1 protein-coding gene is annotated in these 2,409 nt (G+C 63.2%); it reads right to left on the reverse strand.

The window, feature by feature from the left end:
• On the reverse strand, nucleotides 1-2,409 hold a 2,409-nt coding region (locus tag ACXJ7R_RS30120; protein WP_457155004.1), incomplete at both ends, for a toxin TcdB middle/N-terminal domain-containing protein.

Raw genomic sequence — 2,409 nt, forward strand, 5'->3', positions numbered from 1 at the left:
CGCCGGCGGGCAGTCAGGATCAGCGACGGTCGTCCATTCTCGCCGATCTTGTAGGTATAGAACTTCTCGGCGCCGTCTGCGGCCGCTTCCCGGGTCTTGCGTCCGAGCGCGTCGTAGCTGGTCGTGACGACCATTCCCAGCGGGCTGGTAGTTGTCGCGACCGCACCCTGCCGCGGGCCGTCGTAGGTCATCTTCGTCGTCTGGTCGAGTTCTGCTGCAACACCGGACGGCTTGGTGTGGCTGAGCAGCAGCGTGCCGGTGGCGTCGTAGACCGCAAGCTCGGTCGTTCCGATTTCGTCGGCAACCGAAATGCTGTTGCCGAAAACATCATAGCCCATCGTCTTCGCCAGCTTGCGGCTGGCGCTGCGGAACTGCTCCAGTGCGGGCGGCAGCGCGCCCAGGCCTGAAAGGACCTCAAGCGAGCGCGATCCCATCCTGCCGCCGGAATTCGGCAGGTAGGTGAAGCTCTCGCGGCTGAGCAGCCGCGTCCCGGCGAGGATACGCCGTTCGGACGCGGCATTGACGATGCCGAGCGCCGCGAGATCGGTGCGCGACTGAGCGTAGTCTGTCTGGGTCGTGCGGCTGAAACCGGGAACCGTAAGGTTCTCCGGGCCAGGGACGTCTCGCACCCGGACCGTCTCCGAAGCTGCCATGTTGAACGCGTCGAAGTCGGCATAGGACTGGGTCTTGACCGGATCCTTGCATTCGGGATCGGCCGGATCCTGCTGCTCGGCCTGACCTGCGGATTCGGTCAGCGTGTCCTTGACCTTCCTGAGATAGGACGAACCGTCGCCACGCGAAAATGCCTCCCATACCGACGATTCGCATTTCAGCATCATGCCGGTCGTCGGCAGCTTCTGGCTGCGCGTAGCGGTCGACAGAGAGTGCAGCGCCGCCGCTGACGGATCGAGCGTCTCGGTTGCCTCAGCGCTCGCGACGAGCGTCGCCTCGGGCTTTACTTCGTATGTCTTGCGGATCTTCAGCTTGCCGGCAAGGTTCAGGTCGGCCGCCCTCTCCGCGAAGGTGTAATACTGTTCGCGATCGAGGCGGGAACGCTGCGTGACGCGCTGGCCGGCCGCGTTCTCATCGCCGTAAGCGACCTTCTCGACCTCCGAGAAGCCGATGAAGCGGCGATTGATCACGTCATAGAAGGGATTGTGGTAGAAATATTCGTCCGTCTGCACCTGGGCGCGAACCTGGCCGGGTATGCCCTGCGACGTGACGAGCTGCTTGGCGACGACAACGGGGAAATGCAGGTTGCGCGTCGGCTGGCCGTTGGCGCGGTCGCGCAGCATCTCGTCGATCGAGGTCGCATAGCGAATGTCGTGCCGACGTCCGGAATCGAAGTCGACGACCGTCAACAGGTTCGCCTTGACGAGTTGCATGGTTGCGGTTCGGTTGAAGTCGATGATGACGACGGGCTTCACCTCGTCACCGGACGGTTTCTGGAACACGATGATTTCGGTCTGGCCGTCGCCGTCGATGTCGGCGACGCGCGAGGCGAAGGTCTGTGTCGACGTGCCGAGTTGAACCCGCAGATTGAGCGCGATGCTGAGCGGATCCTTCAGGTAGGTCCCGTCGCCGAAGCCGAGCCAGATGCGCATCTGGTCGGTGCGCTCGCCCATCGACGCGAAATCGATGATGCCGTCGCCATTGGCGTCGATGTACCACATCGTGGCGAGGTTCTCGCCGGGCTGCATGCCGCCAATCTTCGAGAAGGTGCCGTGACCGCAGACGGGGTCGTTGATCGTGGCGTCGCCAAACAGCAGGGCATTCGGGTCCGTCGAGAAGATGTTGCCCTGGTTCTCGTAGAGGCAAAAGCCCTGGTCGGCTGGACGGATGACGACAAGATCGGGCAGCCGGTCGCCATTGATGTCGACCATCCGCACATTGTTGCGGCCGAGTATCTGGCCGTCCTGGCTGTTGAATGGGAACGCCTTGGTCAGCGCGCCGAAATTGACGCTGTAACCGCCATCGGCCTGGCGCCGGGTGAGATTGAGAAATATCCGCCATTCGGTGCGGCCATCAGCGTTGAGGCGCGTCGTGACGATGTCGGACATGCTGTCCATATTGACGTCGGCGAAGCGGCCGTTGCCGCCCGCGAATGTCGTCGGCGAGACGCCGGGCAGCGGGATCGAGCGGCCGAGATAAGGGAAGGTCCCATCGGCCTTGCCGTCATAGACGTGCATCAGCCCATCTTCGATTTCGACGATATCGACGAAGCTGTCGCCGAGGATGTCGGCAAAAGCGAAGCGATTGTCGGTGAGCCGGGGCGCGATCTGGCGCATCAGTCCAGCCTCGGTCGGACGCGACAGCACGAGTTGGGTGGTGTCGCCGAAGGCGCTGTTCAGGTCGCCGCTGCCGAGATGCACGGTCGCGCCGTCATCCTTGGTCTGCACGATATCGACC

Source organism: Mesorhizobium sp. P5_C1, from assembly GCF_054049815.1.